Here is a 19,237-nt window from a genome sequence, read left to right on the forward strand (position 1 = left end):
CTTCACCACTATGTCTTTGCCCTAATCTTGGCAAGATAGGAATGCAAATGTCAAATTAATATCCGTTTTTAAACACTATATCTTTGCCATATAGTTACCTAATCAAGAAAGTATTAGACATCTAGTAAACCCTTCGTTAATCTAAATGAAAAGACGTTATCAACCTCAACACATCTAAGTTAATAGATAGTGTTGTAAATAAGTATAGGGAGCCATTATTTTATGAAGAAGATCGAGCGTGTTGCCATTGTAGGGGGAACGCACGGAAACGAACTCACCGGAATTTACTTAGTGAAGAAATTCGAGCGATCGCCCAACTTAATTCAGCGACCTAGCTTTGAAAGTCTTACCTTGTTAGCGAATCCCAAAGCCTATGAAATTGGGAAACGGTATGTTGATACCGACCTTAATCGCTGTTTTCTTCGCCAGGATTTGGAGAATTCGAGCCTTTCTAGTTACGAAGCGCAACGAGCCAAGGAGATTTATGGAAAATTTGGCTCTGGGGGGAGCCATCAGGCAGATTTGGTTGTTGATTTACACAGCAGTACAGCAAACATGGAGCTAACAATTATTCTCGCTAGTAAGCATCCTTTTAACCTTCAGCTAGCCGCTTATCTCACATCTTTTCATTCTAAAGTGAAGGTACTTTACTCGACAACCAGAAATCAAGGCACCCCTCATCTGGACTCAATTTGTGAATTCGGCTGCACAGTTGAAGTCGGTGCGGTGGCTCAAGGGGTATTGGATGCAACTTTATTTCAGCAAACGGAGGAACTCGTCCACGCAATTTTAGACTACACGGAAGCCTATAACCAGGGAACGCCACCTCCTGTAAGAGATACCCTTACCGTTTATCACAGCATCCAGACAATAGACTATCCCAGGAATGAGTTTGGAGAGATTCAGGCAATGATTCATCCCCAGCTTCAATTTAGAGATTATGAAGCGCTTCATCCCGGCGATCTCATGTTTTTAACGTTTGATGGTCAAGCGAGCGCTTATGAAGGTGAAGCAACAGTTTATCCAGTCTTTATCAATGAAGCAGCCTACTATGAAAAAGGAGTTGCTATGTGTTTGACTGAAAAGCAGCAAGTCACCATTTAGCAAAAGTCTCAAGTGTCGAATTCAGATTAAATCATTTCTAACTCTTCGTCAGTTAAAAAAATATCGCGAACTTGGAATTGTGGATTTTATTGATTAACAAAAATAAAAAGTAAATCGGTAATTCAAAAACACAAAGGAGTCATAAATGAAGGCGCAGCAGGCAGAACTTTACCAAAGTATTCAAGAATTCCCCCTTGACGATCCGGAGTCTGCTTTTCCCTTTAGTCAAAGGTTAGCAAGAGAAAACGGTTGGACGGCTCAATATACTCAGCGTGCCATTAACGAATACAAAAAGTTTATTTTTCTTGCCCTTGTAGTTGGGCATCCTGTCACGCCTTCCGATCAAGTAGATCGAGTTTGGCATTTGCACTTAACTTACACTCATTCCTACTGGGATGAGTTTTGTGACAAAGTTTTAAAAAAACCATTGCACCATCACCCAACGAAGGGCGGTTCCAGCGAACAGGATAATTTTTATAGGTGCTATAACGAGACGCTGATTAGCTACGAAAAACTCTTTGGACAGCAACCTCCTAGCGATATCTGGTCACCACCCAACACTCGATTTGGTAAAGACATTGAGTGCAGACAAGTCAACACTCATCGGTACTGGATCGTACCCAAACCATCTTTTACTCTGACTTGGTTGCCATCTATTTATCTCCCTCGCTTGCCTTTGGGGCAATTCCTAGCGATCGCTCTATTGTCATTTATATTAGTTCTAACTATCAGCAGCTCTACGCTACTGATAGCAGGGATTTCTACCCAGACAACTCACTCTACAAGCTCTGAATTAGCACTGGCTCAAACAAGCGAAAATTCTCCACTACCTCGCAAGACTCCAACTCCTACTTCTAAGAACAAAGATCGTCCTACTTCGGAAAAATCTTCAGGATCGTTTTGGTGGTGGCTACCAATATTCCTCATTTTTTCCCTGTTCGGAAGTCGCGGCAATAACAGTGGTGGTGGTAGTAGTGGTAGTAATGATAGTACGAACAACGGCTGCGGCTGTGGCTGTATGTGATCGGGCATCTGTTCAAGACTGGACAAGAGACATACAACTAGAGAAACCCTGTCCAAAACCCTTGAGTGGGCGTCATTTTTGGCGTTACCTTCAGCAATCAGGTATCAGCAAAATGGATTTCTGATTAACCAGCGCAAACTCCAAAAATCTTCTAACAGCGACTGTTCTCGTAATTCTTAATTGCTTTTGACTTGGCTACCGTGACTGCGAGGATCATCCTGACTAACTTTGGCAGGTGTAACGGGTGATTGGAAGGCAGAAACCTGTCCCCCAGCTTGGGCGTAAGGCAGAGGTACAGAAGCAACAAGGGCGTCAATGTTTGCCTGCATGACGGGACGAGGTACCTCACCAATCGTTTGAGCGATCGCGTCTCCGTTATTGCCGAAATATACAAAATGGGGAATCCCATCAACGCGGTAGCGCGTCATCTCTGGCAACCACTTATTGTTATCCACATTCAGCATGACAAAATTCATCGAATCAGCATACTGCTCTTTCAGTTCGCCCAGATCCTTTGCCATCGCCTGACAGCTGGTACACCAGTTCGCATAAAATTCCATCAACGTCGGCTTGCCATTGCTCAAAGCCACTTCTAACGGTGTAGATTGCTCAGCTTGGGTGTCCAGGGAAACTGAACTTGTCTCAGTTTGCAGTCCCAAGAATAGGAAAACGCTGAGGACAATCGCTACTAAAGCAATCAAGAAGTTTGTGACACGTTTCGCGCCGGTTCCTAGCGACGGCGGCTGGGAGGTTGCAGTTGATTCAGGTGAATTCACAGCCATCGAAGATTTTTTCACGATTGTTATAGATGAGCTACCTTTAGTGTACCAACTCCCTCCAGAGCTACCTTTGCCGTGAAAAAACGAGTAACGTTGACTTTTCCCAAACGAGCGATTCAGATGCCAGTGACTTATCGACTGGCGAAGGATTTTAATGTAGCGGCGAATATTATTCGTGCCCAAGTGGCACCCAATCAAATTGGGAAGCTAGTGGTGGAACTTTTGGGCGATATTGATGCAATAGATGCGGGAATCGAATGGATGCGATCGCAAGATATTAGCGTTTCTTTTGCCAGTCGCGAGATCGCGATCGATGAAGACGTTTGCGTTCACTGCGGGTTATGCACTGGCGTTTGCCCCACAGAAGCTTTGACTCTGGAACCGCAGACATTTCGGCTTAATTTTACGCGATCGCGCTGTATTGTCTGCGAACAGTGCATTCCCACCTGTCCCGTAGAGGCAATTTCTACTAATTTTTGAATTGAAAATGCCTCTTTTTGGCGAATTGAGTCCAAGACTAGGCGATCGCATAATTGTAGTAACCGCACCGCTCTTGAATGGCAGCGATCGCATCGAGAATCGTGCTAAGAGCAACGCTATTCTCCGATTTTAAGAGCATCTGGCGTAGATGAGGTAATGCTCCAGCGCTGCCGATTTTCCCCAAACTATAGGCAGCCTTCTCACGAACGCTAACGTCTTCGTGGTTAACAGCTTGCCTGAGCGCCCCTACAGCCGACGGGCTATTGATTTGACCTAATGCCCAGGCAGCACTCCCTCGAACGCTAGCGTCTGGGTGGTTGAGAGCTTGTCGCAGTGCTGCTACCGCCGCTGGAGTGCCGATTTGACCTAATGCCCAAGCAGCGCTTCCACCCACAGTCGCGTCTTCATCGTTCAACGCCCCCAACAGCCCCACCACCGCAGCCGGAGAACCGATTTCCCCTAAAGCCTCCGCAGCCTTCTCGCGCACCCGATAGTCGGTATCGTGCAAAGCCTCCAGCAGCCCGGTTACGGCAATCTGGCAGCCAGTGCTACCTAAAGCAGAGGCAGCATTTTCGCGCACCCGATAGTCGGTATCGTGCAAAGCCTCTAGAAGTCCCGCTACCGCTGCTGGGGAGCCTATTTTTTCTAACGCAGCGGCAGCACTTTGACGAACCCCAAAGTCTTCATCATGTAACGCTTGTCGCAGCCCCACAACGCTGACTTCACTGCCGATTTTCCCTAAAGCCTCAGCAGCTTTTTCTCGAACATCAAAGTTTGGATGGTTTAAAGCTTTCAGTAGCGCCGCTACGCCTTCCTCCTTGCCCATAGAACCCAGGGCATAGGCAGCCATCCAACCCACCCACGAATCGTCATCGTCCAAAGCTTCTAAAAGCCCAGCTACCGCCGCTTGGGCAGGCGCAGGCTCGATGCCCTTTCTGCCGATTTTCCTTAAAGCATAGGCAGCACCCCTGCGAACATAAAAGTCACGATCCTTTAAAGCTTCTAGCAACCCTGACATTGCCGCCGGAGAACCGACTAAACCTAACCCATAGGCAGCACAACTGCGAACCTCATAATCTTCATCTTTCAGCGCCTTCAGCAGCCCCGATACTGCCAACGGATTGCGGGTAAGGCCTAAGCCGAATGCAGCCCTCTCGCGCACCCGATAGTCTCGATCCTGCAACACTTCCAGTAGTGTCGCCACCGCCTCCTCGCTGCCAATTTTTCCTAAAGCATAGGCAGCTCTTCGGCGAACATCAAAGTCATCATCGTTCAACGCTTGCCGTAGCGCCATCACCGTTTCTTGCGTGCCAATCGAACCTAATGCTTCGGCTGCTTTTTGACGCACCCGATAGTTTTCATCATTTAACGCTTGCAGTAGTGCTGATACCGCCTGCTGAGTGGGAATTTGACCTAAAGCATAGGCAGCATTGTAACGCACCCGAAAATCTGCATCGTTCAAAGCTTCCAGTAGCGCCGACACTGCTTCTTCGGTGGGGGTTTGACCTAAAGCGTAGGCAGCTCTCCCACGCACATCAAAGTCCTCATCGTTCAATGCTTGCCGCAGCACCCCTACGGCTGCCTGGGTACCAATCGCGCCTAAGGCATAAGCTGCACTCTCGCGCACCTGAAAATCTTCATCGTTCAACGCTTGCCGCAGTCCCATCACTGCGGCATCGGTGCCGATAGAACCTAATCCATAAGCTGCACTCAAGCGAACACCAGAGTCGTCATCGTTCAATACTTCCAGCAGCGCTGTCACGACTGCATCGGTGCCGATGGAAGCTAAGCCATAAGCTGCACTTTCACGCACCTTAGCGTCAGGGTGGTGAAGCGCTGGGAGTAGGCTGGGGATTGCACTATCAGAGCCAGTGATGCCTAAAAGTTGAAATTTCAACTCTTGAGGAACTTCTAGAGAAGCAACTAAACCGACGGTTGCGGCTTGAAACTCCGGTTTAACGGCTCCTGCCATCTGTGCGCCTAACCTCAAATCCACTTCTAAGGCTAACTTCACGACTCGCACTACCTGAGCTTTTTCCTCCAAGCGCTGTAACATCTGCACTATGGGGTCTGTCCATTTTAGATAATTTAAATACTCCTGCTTGAGCTGGTCATCACTCAGTGAGAGTACCTGTTGGAGGAGGTTTTCGGCGGTGTAAGATTCCTGAATCGGTTGGTGATGCAATTCCATCTAGTTGCCTTCTCACATTTGAATCAATGGGTGCTTGAGCAAACCGTCTAGGCTACGTCCGACTCAGCAAAAAAATATATGACTTTGATTTTAACGAACGACGACGGAATAGACGCTCCTGGAATCCGAGCGCTGCACAAGGCGATGAATGGCAAGGGGGTGATTGTGGCTCCTAAAGACCATTTATCCGGATGCGGTCATCAGGTGACGACGACTCAAGCGATTCATGTCCGGCGTCGCTCGGATTTTGAATATGCGATCGCGGGTACTCCCGCTGATTGCGTTCGCATTGCAATTACACATCTTTGCCCTACTGTCAAGTTTGTCCTTTCTGGCATCAACGCCGGTGGCAACTTAGGAGCCGATGTTTACATTTCAGGGACTGTCGCCGCTGTGCGCGAAGCAGCCTTTCATGGCATTCCGGGGATTGCCGTTTCCCACTATCGCAAAGGCAAACTGAATGTCGATTGGGATGTGGCGGCGAGGTGGACGGCTGGAATTTTAGCCGATCTACTCAACCGTACCATTGAACCGGGAACGTTTTGGAATGTGAATTTGCCGCATTTGTTACCCGGAGATCCCGATCCGGAAGTGGTGTTTTGCGAACCTTCTCGGCAACCCTTACCAGTTAACTATCGCGTTGAAGGCGATAATTTTTACTACGTCGGAGAATATGCCAAACGCGATCGTACGCCCGGTAGCGATGTTGATGTTTGCTTTTCCGGCAAAATCGCCGTAACTCAGCTGCGACTTTAAAAAAGGTGAGGTAAGATACCGCTCCCATAAGAGTTAACGAAAATCCCTTAATGCAGTCCCTTCGTGTAAGATAGCCAAGGTTAAATTGAACTCAATAGTGGTGGAACCATCCGAAGCACAATACCTAATTCTCAACGCCTTAGATACCTTAGAGCTACTTAGCAATGCGGTGTATGATGAAGACACAGGAATTTGGGTAATTGAAACCCCTAGCAATGTCTTACCCTATGCTCGACTCCTGCAAAATAGCGATATTGTTCCTATCAAATGGGTATCGGAACGATGACAAAACCTACTGAGATTGAAAAGCAACAGTATGCAAGAATAAAAGAACTTTTTGCTTTATCTCGACAGCGCTACTTGGATGCAGGAGGCGATCCTCGAAAGCGCCCAAGTGGTCTGAAAGGTGATGACTACTTGACAGATGAAGAAAGGCAAGAACTATTTGCGATCGCTCGCGGTGGAGTTAAAATCATCGGGGACGAAGTTCACTGTGAAGGGCGGTCTTGGAAAATATCCGCAAAAGATATAAATAATTAGAATTAATCAAAATGCGAATTTTAATCATGGGCGGAACCCGTTTTATCGGGGTTTATCTAACAAAAATTTTGGCGGAACAAGGGCATGAAGTGGTGCTGTTCAATCGGGGAAATAAACCAGCGCCCGTTGAAGGGATCAAACAAATTCAGGGCGATCGCACGGATGCTTCGCAACTAAGAGAAAAGTTATCTCAAGAAAAATTCGACGCAATTTTTGATAACAACGGTCGGGAATTGAGCGACACCCAACCTTTAGTAGAAATTTTCAAGGATCGGGTGCAGCATTTTATCTACATGAGTTCTGCGGGTGTGTATCAAAAGTCAGATCAGATGCCTCATGTAGAAGGGGATGCCGTCGATCCAAAAAGTCGTCACAAAGGCAAGCATGAAACGGAAGCTTACCTAGCACAGCAAAAAGTGCCTTTTACATCGATTCGTCCTACCTATATTTACGGCCCGCAGAATTATAACGATCTGGAAGCTTGGTTTTTCGACCGGATTGTGCGCGATCGCCCAATTCTCATGCCCGGACATGGCTTCCATCTCACCCAACTCGGTCATGTGAAAGACTTAGCGGTAGCAATGGCAGCAGTGCTGGGCAATTCTCAGGCAGTGGGACAGATTTATAATGTGTCGGGCGATCGCTATGTTACTTTTGATGGTCTAGCGCGTGCTTGTGCGATTGCAGCCGGGAAGTCCCCTGAGAATTTACAAATTCTCCACTACGAACCCAAAAAGTTTGACTTTGGCAAACGCAAAGCTTTTCCTTTCCGACTTCAGCACTTCTTCGCCTCAGTAAATAAAGCCAAGGCTGAACTAGGATGGCAACCAGAATATGACTTAATTTCTGGGCTGAAAAACTCGTTCCAGAAAGATTATCTTGCCTCTGGTCGGAACAAAGCCGAGATAGATTTCTCAATTGATAACGAAATTCTAGAAGCAGGCTAAATCAACTACCAAGACACGAAGACATGAAGACGCGAAAGAGCGATTAGTCGTTGTAGAGAGCCGATGAATCGTATCTCTACTGGCTAACCGCTGAGGGTTGCTCGGTTTTTTGGGGTAGAAGGTAAATAACTCCAGAAATCAAAGTGAAGGCAACGGAAATCCAGAAAGCAATCATGGCGGGAATTTCCCAAGAGACAGGCAGAGGTGCGATCAAAAGCGCGATCGCAATAATCTGACTGACTGTTTTTAACTTGCCCCAAATATTCGCTCCACTAATGGTCGTTTTGTTAACGCGCCAACCCGCGATCGCTAACTCTCTTGCCAAAATTAGAAATACGCCCCATGCCGGTACTTGACCGAGTTGAATGAGCGGCAATAGGGGAGCCAACACCAGTAATTTATCAACTAACGGGTCAAGAAATTTACCCAAATCTGTAACTTGATTCAATTTACGAGCCAAGTAGCCATCTAACCAATCCGTAGCCGCCGCAACCAGAAAAATTACCAACCCCACAGTGCGAGTTTCAGTTGTTGGGGTGTCCAGGCAATAAAGCAGAACTGGCAACGCCAGTAAGCGAGATAAAGTAATCCAGTTGGGTAGCGTCATAACAAGCATCGATCTGATAAGTTAAAAAGACTGTAGACTCCGGACGGTTTCGCGTCCAGAGTCTACAGCCTGAAATTCTAAGTTTACAGTTAGGGATTCGCGATTCGCTTTTTAACAAGCACCTTTCTTCTTCACAACTGCCATCACCGTCTTGAAAATCAAGCTGAGGTCGTAAGCAACAGACCACTTTTGCTGGTAGTCAATATCCATGCGGACAATGTCTTCAAAGTCTTGGACGCTAGAACGACCATTCGCTTGCCACTCGCCAGTAATTCCCGGCTTAACATTCAATCTTTCCCAGTGATGAGCGTCGTAGCGCATGACTTCATCAACGGTCGGCGGACGGGTTCCTACTAAGCTCATGTCCCCCATTAGAACGTTCCAAAACTGCGGGAATTCATCTAAGCTAGTGCGACGTAAGAACTTACCGATGCGGGTAATCCGGGGGTCATTTTCGTTTTTAAAAATATGCCCTTTCGCTTGGTTATCGACCAGATGCTTGAGCTTCTCTGCACCAACAACCATCGAACGGAATTTCCAGATGCGGAACTTGCGTCCATTCAAACCGCAGCGAATCTGACTGTAAAAGACAGGACCTGGGTTATCCAGTTGCATCGCGATCGCAACTGGAATTGTAATTGTCGCTGCGATCGCTAACCCCACGACGCCTCCCAAGATATCAATCAGGCGCTTCTCTTTGCTAGTGACAGATGGATGACAGCTTGGCTTTGCAACATCAACCAGGTAGATTTCATCAAACGCCGACGAAGCAACGTCGAGGGATTCGGGGAGGTGGGAAGTAGTAATCACTGTTTTTAAGTTGGCTTCTAGAATCAGGTTGCTCTTATGTCAATATAGGCAACACCCCTTACAGATGAATCGTTGAAAGCCCTTACTTTACCGAATCTTTAAGGGAATCGGTATTTTTTTAAGTTTTGTTAGAAGTACGGTTGACAAGCTACAGATTTCAATTATTTAATCCTCTGCCTGTAGGAGGATTGAGAATGGATAATTCTTTTTACCTGAAAGTACGTCGTTACGCGTCTCTTGCGGGTCAGAACTTACCCGGCAAGGATTGAGAAGGATAATTTTTTACCTTGAAGTACTCCTCCCCAGTCTTTTGCAAACAAAGATTTTTCCCGATTTTCCTCCGCACGTAGGGGGAATTGCGGAGGGATGTTCTTGTGACTGAATACAAGCAGTCTCGGATCTCATCGCTAAACTGTTGCCGGTACTAACAAGTCAAAAACTAATGGTTCTTCTAGTTTTTGATAAGTGCTTGTCAGGATAGTGTTTAAATAGCGAAGATAGCGATCGCCCTGCTGAGCATTCAGTCGATACATCTGGGTCGCTTCTTTCTCAAAAAGTGGAGCCTCTGCGATCGCTTGATAGTCAGGATTTTGCTCGGAGGTGGAACTCAGCAGTCCAAACTCGACTTCCGACGGCACGATACCCGCAGGCAGCTTTCCTTCCAAAAGCGCCATAACGCGAGAATAACAAACCCGCGTATTAATGCCGCGATACTCTAATAACTGCATAATTTCATTCAGCGGCAGCGGTTCTTCCGGTAAAGCGCGTAAAAGTTCCAAAAGCAGAAAATAATCGCTGTACTGCTGCGTTTGTTGCTCCAACAGTTGAGGATACAGCGGTAACGTAGCCAAACCGTAAGCCACTGGACTACAGTTTAGGGTTGAGTCGTTTGCGCCAGTATCCCGAATCAAGACTGCTTTTGGGAGTTTTTGTCGCAGCCATTGAGCGATTTCTCCGACGGCTGCGGTTCCGCCAGTACAGATAATTTGATGAATTCCCGATGCCGGTATCCCTGCCTGAGTTAGCAGCGCATTCAATTCTTGATTCAGTTTTTCAAGAAACGGTTTGAACACGCGGTTTTCTAAATCTCGGCGTGTCACCAAACAGGACTTTCCGCCCAATTCCACGGTATAGCTGTCTTGCTGTTGCAGAATTCGTTTGACAGAATTGGCAGCTTCCAGAAGCGCTTGTCCTAGAGGAGAACTTTGCAATAACGATGCCAAGCGATCGCGCGTTGCTAAATCGGGTTCCCCGGCTTTGGGAAGGCTCAAGGATGAAGAATGCAGGATGAAGGATGACTCGAATTCATCTTTCATTTTGCCTTCTTCATCGTTCAAGAGTAATTGACCGATGATGTCTTGATCGATAGCGTTGCCTGCATAGGCGAGACTCCGACAAGCAAACTGAGAATACGTTAAGTCTTTAAGATTTTCGGGCAAATTCACCACAGCGAGTTCGATGGTAGTGGCACCCGCGTCGATCACCAGAGTCCCGCCTTGCCAGGGGACTCCCGGTAAGGTTGCACCTTCAATTCCTGCTAACAAAGTAGCGATCGCATCTTCAAGAAAGAAGATTTCCTCCGGATTTTCCACCAGATGGGCACCCAGTACGGCTTCGCGAATGTTAAAGCGGTAGGTATCTCCCCATTTAGCCGGACAACCGACAATCACACCACTCAAGCAACTCATCGCTGCATTCAGCGTAGAGGGCTTTAAACCAGCAGCACCCACCAAATTAGGTCTCGATTGTTCTGTGGGGGATAGCGGGTTTCCCTGCCTTCCTAGAGGTCTTAGAGTGGCAAATAACGCTTGCAATGAGCGCCCCAGCCAGTAAAGAGAAATTGGCTGGTCGAGCGACCACTGCAATATCGGCTCCCATTTTTTAGCAGATGAATAGTAAGGAATTCCCACCTTCAAGTACGGTTTAAAGCCTTGAATAAAGACTCCTTCTTTACGATTGGCAAGAGAAGACGCCAGAACACCCACTGCGATCGCCGCTGGCGTATGCGCGTAAGTGTTACTCGCGGCTGGTGTATCGGCGTAAGCGCTACTCGCACCCCCCGATGACTGCTCTGAATTGCTCCAGGCTGGCCCCGTGTAAGTCACTGCGGGTAAACGAAAGCTGGTTTGGGTAGATTCTGTCTGTCCTTGGCTTATCCAATAGATGGGATATCGTTCACCCGTCGAACCATTTAACAAAACCGCAGACACGCCAGTTGTGCCAAAGTCAATACCTAAGTACCAGGCATACTTGCTGACATTCTCCGCAGGCGATGGTTTTGCAGACTCAAGGACAGTGGAAGAATGTATTGAATTTGGATTCATTATCCCGATCGGGAGCAATTTTGTACTTTCTAAAACGAATGGGGATTCAAGGGTAATTCCCTGAGTGGGTATCCCTACGGAGTTTTTTTTTCCGGGTTCGATGAGTCTGAAAATATATCCAGCTCCAGATCAAAATCGTCAGGTTGAGGCAGCGTCGGCTCAGAAACGGCTTCTTCCTCGGTTGCCATCGGTGGATTGTTAGGGAACTGAGCGATCGCATCGTCTGGTGGAGCGATCAGTTCTTCCAATCGCAATAATTCTTCCTGCCAATCCGATTCCCCTAGGTGTGTTATTTCGACTTGCGAAATTTCTGGCATTTCCTCAAATTCCCAGTCGCCTAAATCTTCTTCCTGCAACCCAGTTAGCGCATCAATATCGGCATCGGACGCGATCGCTCTTTCTCTGGGTGTTTCTAGACTCTGTTCCTCATCGGCAAATAATTCCCACGATTCATCGAACTCAATCGATACTGCTGTCTCCTCACCAGTAATTTCTGGCGTCTGTTGTGCTTCCGAGTCAGAGAAGTATTCTTGCTCTAGCGCCGCCGTTTCAGTAGGTAGTAGATTGACTTCTTCGGGGAAGAATGACAACGATTCATCGAAATCAATGGTGGCTGGTGCCTCCCTTGACGGATTGGCTGACTCCTCCCACTCCCAGTCGGCAACGTATTCTTGTTCTAACGCCGCCGTTTCGATTGGTGGTAGCTCTAAATCGACTTCTTCTTCGGGGAATACCAACGATTCGTCGAAATCGATGGCGGCTGGTGCCTCCCTTGACGGATTGGCTGGCGGTGGCATTTCTTCCCACTCCCAGTCAGCAACATATTCGTGTTCCAGCGCCGCCGTTTCTGTAGGTAGTAGATCGACTTCTTCGGGGAATACCAACGATTCATCGAAATCGATGATTTCTGGCATCTCTTCTGGCGTTTCTGTTGACGTGATTCCTAACGTCTGTTGCTGGGAATCGGCTATGTATTCTCGATCCTCCTGTATTCCAAGTTCTGCTTCTAATGTCGAACTTAGCGAGGGCGATACTTCCGACGATTCATCAAGATTAGCGGGGGGAAGAAAAGCGATCGCTTTGTCTGGCGCTGGGTCTAAGGGTTCTACAGGGAACAAGGAAGCCAAATTCCAATCCGCTCTTTCATCGGCTGTTGTCGTGTTCGCCGTTTCCGGTTGCTCCTGATGGGAATTTTGTGGATGGTGAGCGATCGCGTTTTCTGTTTCTGAACCTAAACTGAATTCCCCAGACGGCAATCTTTCTGACTCCTCATCTGTTCCAGGAACAGAATCCTCCTCCACAAAGCTATCTAGGGCGAGATCATCCCAATCTTCCATCAACAACTCATCCAGTTCCGTCACTGGCAAAGCTTCCTGGTGTCTCGTCCTCTGGGTTATTTCTGACGCTTCTGCTTGTGTTTCAACAGCATCAACCGTCCCTTCTGGTATCTCCGTCCCAAAAAGCTCTTCCTCCTCTGCGAACCAGTCATCTTGAGTCTGGATCTCTATAGCGTTATCGCTAAAATCCGCCTCTATATCCCTTCTCTGCTCCTCTGATGGCGGGAATACGCCCCCCTGAGGTGCCTCAAAGCTAGACAAATCTTCGCTCAGCAGTTGCAGTGTATCTCTATCCAGCCAAAAAAATTCGTCTTGGTCAACTGAGAAAGTATCCATCGCCAGCAGATTCTCGTCTGGCGAAGCTGGAATGTAGATATCTTCTTCCAGACTTGCAGCTTCCTCGGTTGCAGGTTGCTCTGTATCCTGGATTTGAGTGTCCTGGATTTGGATGTCCTGGATTTGAGTATTCTGGATTTGAGTGATTTCCTCCACACTCGGAGGTGTGACGATTGGCAAGGGAGATTCCGGTGGCAGTACTTCTTGCTCCTGGAACAGATCCTCCTGCAACAGATCGGTTAGTGCCGAAATGACCAGATCCCCTTCTTCCACTGTTTCAGGATTGAAGGCTTCATTGGTTTCGACATTTTGATTGTCACTGGCAATCGTCGGAGCGATCGCCCACTTCTCAGCTTGGATAACAGTCCTTTCCCAATCTTCTGGAAATAAAACATTTTCCCAAGAGTCCTCAACTTGCTCGACTCTCGCAGGTGGTTGCGCGATCGCGGCATCTTCAGCGGGGTCTTCCAAACCTGCAAACAGGGCATCCTCTAAAGAGTCCTGACTGCTATAAGGGCGAGGGTTCCTCTCTCCGGCTGAATCTTGAGGAATGATTGGATTTATACTTTCTGCTTGAGTTTGGGTATCTCCGGCGGGATTATTCTCCGGTTGTTTCTCAACTTTTTGAGCTTGTTGTTCGGGACTCTGTGAGATCGGCGGCGTCCCAAACAAGCTTTCAAAAAAATCGTCGATTTCGTCGCGCTTCCTGTCGGGAATCGTGGGAAGGATAGGCTCCGTCTGGAAGATAGTTTTCATATCATCGTCATCAAGCGATGCCATCTCCAGATTGCCCAATTTCTCTAGATTCAAGTCTTCCAGACCGCTACTCTGGGCACCAGAGGTAGGGTTCGATGGAGTGCTAGCAGACGATGCTGTCCCAAAAAGATTATCCTTTGAGGAGGTTTGGCTTTGAACCGACTCGCCTAAGCGGTCCGTTGGCAGATTGAACTGGGGACTTTGCGGCTGTTCCTGTTGCACCGAGCGGGGGGGCAATTCAATCCCCGGATATGGCAATGGCTGTCTGGCGACAGGAACATCATTCGGCGAGAAATTGAATTCGTTGCGATTAGAAGGTGGCGAGGGGGGTTGATCCAGCGTTTGGGGTTCCCTCTGGGGATAGGGCAGTTGCAGAGCGCCGATCCCTGGTGTTGTCGCAGCCGTACTCGCGCTACTTGCATCTACTTGTGACTGCCGAGATGATTGCAAAATTGCTGAGGCTTCTTGCTGGAACTGCTCGGTGAGCTGATTTACCAACTCTGTAAACATCACCTCGCTTTGCTGCCCCAAGTTGTGCATTTTATCAAGTCCTTGGGCCAAGGACTCTTGATAGCTAACAAGATTGCGTTGCAGTGCCTCGAAGACTGTACGAATGGTTGAATCCAGGGTTGCTAGCAGTTGATCGGATTTTGCCTGTAACGTTTGCAGTTGTTCCAGGCGCTCTCGTGGATGTAAAGGTAAAGAGTTGCTAGATATTGCGTCTGAATAGCTAGGTGAGAAATTATACGGTTGTTTTTGACCTTCTGGAGGGAGTACCTCAGCACTCAAAAACTGAGTTTCCAAATTTCTCAGGGTTTGAGCCATCTGTTGCGTGAGAGTTTCCTGCAAGCGACTAGAAAGTACCTGCAAAAATTCGGAAATTAGTTGCTGCTGTGCCGCTTGTTGCTGGGCAAGCGTTCGATGGTGCAGCCGATAACTCTCCATCTGCCGAATCTCTAGAACCAGAGATTCCCGCTGTTGGCGGAGACTCTCCAGATCCCCCTGCAAGGAGTGCATCAAGCTGGTTCGCACCGCTTCCATGTCTTGCTCAACCGCTTGCACAATCTGTCGTGCTGTTGCCTGCGGTTGGTATTCCTGATGCCGAGCTTCATCTCCAGCGCCTAATTGTTGCTGTGAGACTAAATAGGTACGAACCTGCTCTAGAAGCCGACGCTGCTCTTGGACATCAACTGACCTGAGCCAAGGCCGACGGGAGCTGGCCTTGTGGAGGATGCTGTCAATATTAGCGATTAGTGTAGAAATCGCATCCGTCTCGTGAGTCACAATGGAATCCCTGGCTAGAACGATTGCACAGTTATCAGAAGTTACTATACTGCCACTGCCTATAATGTTAGACTGCCCAACAAGAACAACTTATATTAAACAGGGTGTTGCATCTACCGGGTGAATTATTTCAAGACTGGTAATTCTAAATGTAGATAGAATTTTGGGTTGTAGCGTTTTGTCACCCAATGGGTACAAAGAAGGCGATCGCCCAAAATCAAAGCGTTTTGGATTAAGATGTGAGTTTTGCTAGATGCGTCAGCAGCGAGTCGCGGGTTTCCTCTATGAGGATAATAAAGATAGGGTCACTGGCTCAATGGGTGCCTCCTAACTCTGATTGGTACGCTGCCAAGAGCCTCCTGTTCAGCCTAATTATCTTCGAGAGCGTAAACACCATATTCGGGAGATGCCGACCTGATTGCTGAAAGTTTCCGGCTCAACGGTTGCTCTTGATTCAAACGCTACCAGCTAGCCCCACTCCAGTGGGCCACTCTTTATCAGTTCTTAGCTTTTTCATTTGTGTTGGCCCGATGGAAGACCGATACACCCCCCGCGAACCGAACTCTAACATGAATGCGTTGATTCGCTCCACACCTTTGTTTACCGGCTTACCAGAGACCGTTGTGGAGAAAGCCACTTCCCATGTCGTCACTCGTACCCATCCTGCAAATCAGGTGATTTTGCTGGAAAATGACTGGGGCGGCTCTGTCTACTTTATTCTGGAGGGTTGGGCGAAAATTCGCACCTACAACCTTGATGGTAAAGAGGTAACGCTGAATATTCTTGGCAAAGGAGAACTTTTTGGCGAAATGGCAGCGTTGGATGAGGTTCCTCGTTCAACGGATGTGATTACGCTAACTCCTACGACGATTGGCAGTATGCCTGCTCAAGATTTTGTTCAGTTAATTCATAACGAACCACTAGCAGGCGTTCGCTTGGCTCAGTTGATGGCAAAACGCCTGCGTCAAGTCAACCGTCGCCTCCGATTGCGAGAATCAGATAGTATGTCCCGCGTTGCCGACACGTTATTATTCTTGGCAGAAGGACAGGGAAAAACTGCCCAAAAAGGAACGATGATCCCCAATTTACCCCATCGTGAGTTAAGCAGCCTCAGCGGTCTGGCGCGAGAAACGGTGACACGGGTTTTAACAAAGCTGGAAAAAAAGGCGCTGATTATGCGCGACCACGATATCTTGTGCATTCCCGATTTGGCGGCTTTGGAACGGCTAATCGTCTAATAAATACACGGCAGCGGCACTCTGGGTGCCCGACTGCCATTTATCTGGGTGCCTAGTCATGGGTTTTCAGAAAATATTGGTTGCTATCGACGACTCTTCTTTATGTCAGGCTGTCTTCGCTCAAGCGCTGGAATTGGCGCAGGCGAATCGTGGAGCAATGATGCTGCTACATTGCCTCAATAGCGAGATACTCGGTGAAATAACGCCACGGCTCTCTGGTGAGATGGGTTTGTATCCTCAGATGATGACATCCTATGAGAATCACCACCTCACGCTCGAAAGGCGAATCCAGCAGGTGCAAGATTTGCTCCGAAGTTACTGCGAAAAATCTACCCGTCAGAAAGTGCCGACGGAGTTTGATTACAAAGTAGGCGAGGCTGGGCAAATGTTATGTCAAGCAGCTGAGAATTGGGGTGCCGATTTGATTGTGATGGGACGTCGGGGGCACAAGGGATTGACAGAAGCTTTGCTGGGGAGTGTGAGTAATTATGTGCTGCACCACGCTCCCTGTTCGGTGTTGGTAATTCAGGGCATAGATACGGAGCATCCTGAATCACTGGCGACTGGGGAAATAGCGGATGGATAAAGGGATACTGGAAATTGGTAATGGGTCTTGTAATTCTCTCCTGAAGCTGCTGAAGCTCGGCTCAAAACGGGAATAGAGGTTAAATTTAGGATCTGGCTTTGTTTTTTAATCTGCATGAGCGATCCTTTTGAAGACGGTCAAGCTTCTGGTCTGGGGAATTCTCAGAAAATCGAAGATGAGGCGAATCTAAGCGAAACGCCCCCGGCAACCAGTGCCCAAGGGAACAATTATTCCGAACCCCAGGTGAAAGCAGTTGCTCCCCTGATCATGGTGGAAACTGCCTTTCTGGCTAGTACTTGTAGCCTGATTTGGCTGATTAATTATTACTTTCCAATGGGACCGCTGCTGCGGATGTTTTTCCCAATCCCGATTGCCCTCGTATACCTGCGATGGGGACACCGGGCGGCTTGGATGGCAGCGTTGGTTTCTGGGTTGCTGTTGTCCGTCCTAATGGGACCAACTCGCAGCATTCTGTTTCTGATCCCCTACGGTCTCATGGGTGTCCAACTGGGGGCTTTGTGGCGGCGCAGGAGCAGCTGGCTGTTCTCGATTGGTACGGGGACAATTATTGGTACGTTTGGATTCTTTTTTCGGTTTTGGCTGCTGTCGATTTTATTGGGGGAAGACCTCTGGGTTTACATGACTAGCCAGGTGACGGAACTGGCAGAGTGGGTATTTGTCAAGATCGGGCTACTGCAAGAGCCGAGTCTATCTTTGATTCAAGCGATCGCATTCGGCATGATTATTCTCAATAACGTTATCTATCTGTTTGTCGTACATTTGGTGGCTTTGCTGCTACTCGATCGTTTGGGCAACCCGATTCCCCGTCCCCCTCATTGGGTGCAAGTGCTGCTGGATTATGAAGAATGAGGGTGAAAAGTTAAAGGTTGATTTCGCCTTTTTCCAGTTGCTTTGAGCCTTACCACGACTCAACCCTCAATCCAAAATCCAAAACTCGATGATTCATGTCTACACTCAGATAGAACAGGGACATCGATGGCTCCAGCGATATCGGGGACGTCCATCGGTGTTTGCTTGTCTTTTGGGCTTTACCGCCACCGGGCTGATCCCCGGTATTTCAGCAGCTGGAGCAACGCCACAGGATCGACAATATACAGCGATCGCAGATGCGGAATTTTTGTATAAAGGCCCTCAGCCTCAGCCTCAATATCCTCTGCCTCCTCTGCAAGCGGGTGCCTCTCCAGTGCTAATCTCCCGCGCGGTGGTTGAAGCACTTGGTATTCCCGTTTATTTATTCAATGCTGGATTGCCCCAGCCGCCAACTGTTCCAGTCATTGATTTGGAAGGTGCCCCTGCCCAGTGTCTCAGCGGCGGAAATGCTTTGCCTCTCGCGACAGTGAAACATCTGTGGGAACAAGGACTAATTTGGGGGCAAAAACTAGCGGCAAGTATCCCGGATGGATATTTAATTCTGGGAGAGTGCGTGGTAGGGGGAACGACAACGGCTTTGGCAATTTTAACGGGCTTGGGTGTCCCCGCTGCCGGTAAGGTCAACAGCAGCCATCCTAGCTGCAATCACGCGCAAAAGTGGGCGGTGGTGGAAGCTGGGCTGAAAGCCTTTAGGAGCAGAGAGGCTCAGGGACATAAGGGTAGCATTCATCTGACACAAGACCCTTTACATCTGGTTGCGGCAATTGGCGATCCGATGCAAATTGCGGTTGCGGGGATGGCGATCGCTGCGAGTCGCACTTGCGGTGTCATGCTGGCTGGTGGAACGCAAATGCTGGCTGTCTATGCCTTGATGCAAGCGCTTGGGCGTCAATATTCCCTATCTTGGAAACCCGAACAAGTTGTGGTGGGAACGACTCGCTGGGTGGCAGAAGATCCGACTGGCGATACGGTCGGCTTAGCAAAAACAATTAGCCCAGTCCCCTTATTGGGGACTGGGCTGAGTTTTGCGCCCTCTCGTTATCCTCAACTGCGGGCTTATGAGCAGGGATACGTTAAAGAAGGCATGGGTGCGGGCGGATGTGCGATCGCGGCTCATTTAACTCAGGGTTGGCACCAGGAGCAAATACTCCAAGCCATTGAAATGTTAATCGAGCGTTGTTGAAGTCTGAAATATGAAGTGTGAAGCATAAAGCCAGTGTTTATTCTTTCTTCTCTATCTGCAAGCC

The 19,237-nt window shown here is 48.3% G+C and carries 17 protein-coding genes; 11 read left to right on the plus strand and 6 right to left on the minus strand.

The features are described 5' to 3' along the window. The first annotated feature begins 222 nt into the window (after positions 1 to 222). Together NC994_RS04830 and NC994_RS04835 are read left to right on the plus strand one after the other, a co-directional pair. Positions 223 to 1,104 (plus strand): aspartoacylase, encoded by an 882-nt coding sequence (locus tag NC994_RS04830; RefSeq protein WP_190439788.1) that lies wholly within the window; start codon positions 223 to 225, stop codon positions 1,102 to 1,104. A 145-nt stretch (positions 1,105 to 1,249) separates the two neighbouring features. Continuing rightward, entirely contained in the window at positions 1,250 to 2,128 is an 879-nt protein-coding gene (locus NC994_RS04835) for a hypothetical protein (protein ID WP_190439790.1), read from the plus strand. Positions 2,129 to 2,304: 176 nt separating this feature from the next. Here the strand turns inward: NC994_RS04835 and NC994_RS04840 are convergent, their stop codons facing one another. After that, complete coding sequence (locus tag NC994_RS04840) at positions 2,305 to 2,910, minus strand: thioredoxin family protein (protein ID WP_190439919.1); 606 nt, start codon at positions 2,908 to 2,910, stop codon at positions 2,305 to 2,307. A gap of 72 nt (positions 2,911 to 2,982) precedes the next feature. Between NC994_RS04840 and NC994_RS04845 the strand changes: the two genes are divergently transcribed. Next, positions 2,983 to 3,387: an NIL domain-containing protein gene (locus tag NC994_RS04845; protein WP_190412776.1), complete on the plus strand. Its 405-nt coding sequence runs from the start codon at positions 2,983 to 2,985 to the stop codon at positions 3,385 to 3,387. Between the two features lie 37 nt (positions 3,388 to 3,424). Here NC994_RS04845 and NC994_RS04850 read toward each other — a convergent pair whose 3' ends face one another. After that, positions 3,425 to 5,578 (minus strand): HEAT repeat domain-containing protein, encoded by a 2,154-nt coding sequence (locus NC994_RS04850; RefSeq protein WP_190439792.1) that lies wholly within the window; start codon positions 5,576 to 5,578, stop codon positions 3,425 to 3,427. A gap of 78 nt (positions 5,579 to 5,656) precedes the next feature. Between NC994_RS04850 and surE the strand changes: the two genes are divergently transcribed. From surE to NC994_RS04870, 4 genes are all read left to right on the plus strand, one after another. Continuing rightward, on the plus strand, positions 5,657 to 6,334 hold the full coding sequence (gene surE, locus NC994_RS04855; protein ID WP_190439794.1) for a 5'/3'-nucleotidase SurE: 678 nt from the start codon (positions 5,657 to 5,659) through the stop codon (positions 6,332 to 6,334). 100 nt (positions 6,335 to 6,434) lie between these two features. Then, positions 6,435 to 6,620 (plus strand): hypothetical protein, encoded by a 186-nt coding sequence (locus NC994_RS04860; protein WP_190412893.1) that lies wholly within the window; start codon positions 6,435 to 6,437, stop codon positions 6,618 to 6,620. Further along, the gene (locus NC994_RS04865) at positions 6,617 to 6,874 is read left to right on the plus strand and encodes a hypothetical protein (RefSeq protein ID WP_190412779.1); all 258 of its coding nucleotides are present in this window, start codon (positions 6,617 to 6,619) and stop codon (positions 6,872 to 6,874) included. Before NC994_RS04860 ends, NC994_RS04865 begins: the two co-directional genes overlap by 4 nt. Positions 6,875 to 6,885: 11 nt before the next feature. Then, a complete protein-coding gene (locus NC994_RS04870) occupies positions 6,886 to 7,821 on the plus strand; it encodes an NAD-dependent epimerase/dehydratase family protein (RefSeq protein ID WP_190439796.1) in 936 nt (311 codons plus the stop codon). A gap of 76 nt (positions 7,822 to 7,897) precedes the next feature. On the opposite strand, the gene pgsA is transcribed toward NC994_RS04870, so the two are convergent. The 4 genes from pgsA to NC994_RS04890 form a co-directional block, all read right to left on the minus strand. Further along, on the minus strand, positions 7,898 to 8,428 hold the full coding sequence (gene pgsA / locus NC994_RS04875) for a CDP-diacylglycerol--glycerol-3-phosphate 3-phosphatidyltransferase (protein ID WP_190439798.1): 531 nt from the start codon (positions 8,426 to 8,428) through the stop codon (positions 7,898 to 7,900). 111 nt (positions 8,429 to 8,539) lie between these two features. Beyond that, positions 8,540 to 9,178, minus strand: a complete 639-nt coding sequence (locus NC994_RS04880; RefSeq protein WP_347276560.1) for a sugar transferase — start codon at positions 9,176 to 9,178, stop codon at positions 8,540 to 8,542. Positions 9,179 to 9,645: 467 nt separating this feature from the next. After that, positions 9,646 to 11,562: a hypothetical protein gene (locus NC994_RS04885; protein ID WP_190439801.1), complete on the minus strand. Its 1,917-nt coding sequence runs from the start codon at positions 11,560 to 11,562 to the stop codon at positions 9,646 to 9,648. A gap of 74 nt (positions 11,563 to 11,636) precedes the next feature. After that, positions 11,637 to 15,275 (minus strand): hypothetical protein, encoded by a 3,639-nt coding sequence (locus NC994_RS04890; protein WP_190439803.1) that lies wholly within the window; start codon positions 15,273 to 15,275, stop codon positions 11,637 to 11,639. Between the two features lie 530 nt (positions 15,276 to 15,805). On the opposite strand from NC994_RS04890, the gene NC994_RS04895 reads away from it, so the two are divergent. From NC994_RS04895 to cobT, 4 genes are all read left to right on the plus strand, one after another. Further along, positions 15,806 to 16,513 (plus strand): Crp/Fnr family transcriptional regulator, encoded by a 708-nt coding sequence (locus NC994_RS04895; protein WP_190412784.1) that lies wholly within the window; start codon positions 15,806 to 15,808, stop codon positions 16,511 to 16,513. 58 nt (positions 16,514 to 16,571) lie between these two features. Beyond that, entirely contained in the window at positions 16,572 to 17,099 is a 528-nt protein-coding gene (locus tag NC994_RS04900; protein WP_190439805.1) for a universal stress protein, read from the plus strand. Between the two features lie 114 nt (positions 17,100 to 17,213). Beyond that, the gene (locus NC994_RS04905; RefSeq protein ID WP_190412786.1) at positions 17,214 to 17,969 is read left to right on the plus strand and encodes a DUF2232 domain-containing protein; all 756 of its coding nucleotides are present in this window, start codon (positions 17,214 to 17,216) and stop codon (positions 17,967 to 17,969) included. Positions 17,970 to 18,057: 88 nt separating this feature from the next. Next, positions 18,058 to 19,173, plus strand: a complete 1,116-nt coding sequence (gene cobT / locus NC994_RS04910; RefSeq protein WP_190439807.1) for a nicotinate mononucleotide-dependent phosphoribosyltransferase CobT — start codon at positions 18,058 to 18,060, stop codon at positions 19,171 to 19,173. Positions 19,174 to 19,237 lie beyond the last annotated feature (64 nt).

Origin of the sequence: Trichocoleus sp. AS-A1 (genome assembly GCF_039962015.1) — a bacterium.
Taxonomy (GTDB): domain Bacteria; phylum Cyanobacteriota; class Cyanobacteriia; order Cyanobacteriales; family FACHB-T130; genus FACHB-T130.

Excerpts from the sequence above, each read along its gene's own strand:
- surE (WP_190439794.1), top strand. The coding sequence starts at position 5,657 with ATGACTTTGATTTTAACGAACGACGACGGAATAGACGCTCCTGGAATC.
- pgsA (WP_190439798.1), bottom strand. The coding sequence starts at position 8,428 with ATGACGCTACCCAACTGGATTACTTTATCTCGCTTACTGGCGTTGCCA.
- NC994_RS04905 (WP_190412786.1), top strand. The coding sequence starts at position 17,214 with ATGAGCGATCCTTTTGAAGACGGTCAAGCTTCTGGTCTGGGGAATTCT.
- NC994_RS04870 (WP_190439796.1), top strand. The coding sequence starts at position 6,886 with ATGCGAATTTTAATCATGGGCGGAACCCGTTTTATCGGGGTTTATCTA.
- NC994_RS04830 (WP_190439788.1), top strand. The coding sequence starts at position 223 with ATGAAGAAGATCGAGCGTGTTGCCATTGTAGGGGGAACGCACGGAAAC.
- cobT (WP_190439807.1), top strand. The coding sequence starts at position 18,058 with ATGATTCATGTCTACACTCAGATAGAACAGGGACATCGATGGCTCCAG.
- NC994_RS04895 (WP_190412784.1), top strand. The coding sequence starts at position 15,806 with ATGGAAGACCGATACACCCCCCGCGAACCGAACTCTAACATGAATGCG.
- NC994_RS04840 (WP_190439919.1), bottom strand. The coding sequence starts at position 2,910 with ATGGCTGTGAATTCACCTGAATCAACTGCAACCTCCCAGCCGCCGTCG.
- NC994_RS04835 (WP_190439790.1), top strand. The coding sequence starts at position 1,250 with ATGAAGGCGCAGCAGGCAGAACTTTACCAAAGTATTCAAGAATTCCCC.
- NC994_RS04850 (WP_190439792.1), bottom strand. The coding sequence starts at position 5,578 with ATGGAATTGCATCACCAACCGATTCAGGAATCTTACACCGCCGAAAAC.
- NC994_RS04885 (WP_190439801.1), bottom strand. The coding sequence starts at position 11,562 with ATGAATCCAAATTCAATACATTCTTCCACTGTCCTTGAGTCTGCAAAA.
- NC994_RS04865 (WP_190412779.1), top strand. The coding sequence starts at position 6,617 with ATGACAAAACCTACTGAGATTGAAAAGCAACAGTATGCAAGAATAAAA.
- NC994_RS04900 (WP_190439805.1), top strand. The coding sequence starts at position 16,572 with ATGGGTTTTCAGAAAATATTGGTTGCTATCGACGACTCTTCTTTATGT.